We start from the raw sequence: 349 nt of genomic DNA, 5'->3' as shown, positions 1-349 counted from the left end.
CCTAATTTTTGGTAGGGTTTTTGGTAGGAAACTAAATTAATTTATCAGTTTCTAAAATGTGTTCACGATTCTAAAAGGCTGATACTATAGTATTCCGAATTCTAATTGGTATATGCCTCTTATTTAAGAGTAACTGAAGCTCCAGCTTCTTCCAATTTAGCTTTGATTTCTTCAGCTTCTGCAGCTGCAACGCCTTCTTTGATGACACCTGGTGCACCATCAACAAGTTCTTTAGCTTCTTTAAGACCAAGACCTGTGATTTCACGTACAACTTTGATAACGCCGACTTTCTTGTCACCAGCAGCTGTCAATTCAACGTCAAATGAATCTTTAGCAGCTTCTTCAGCAC

The 349-nt window shown here is 38.1% G+C and carries 1 protein-coding gene; it reads right to left on the bottom strand.

Features of this window, described 5'->3' with window-relative positions; translation table 11 throughout:
* Positions 1-119: 119 nt before the first annotated feature.
* On the bottom strand, positions 120-349 hold a 230-nt coding region (rplL, locus tag SINDD18_RS10135; protein ID WP_065203275.1), incomplete at its 5' end, for a 50S ribosomal protein L7/L12.

The organism is Streptococcus infantis (genome assembly GCF_001579645.1).
Lineage (GTDB): Bacteria > Bacillota > Bacilli > Lactobacillales > Streptococcaceae > Streptococcus > Streptococcus infantis_E.
This window is presented reverse-complemented; position numbering and strand designations above follow the sequence as displayed.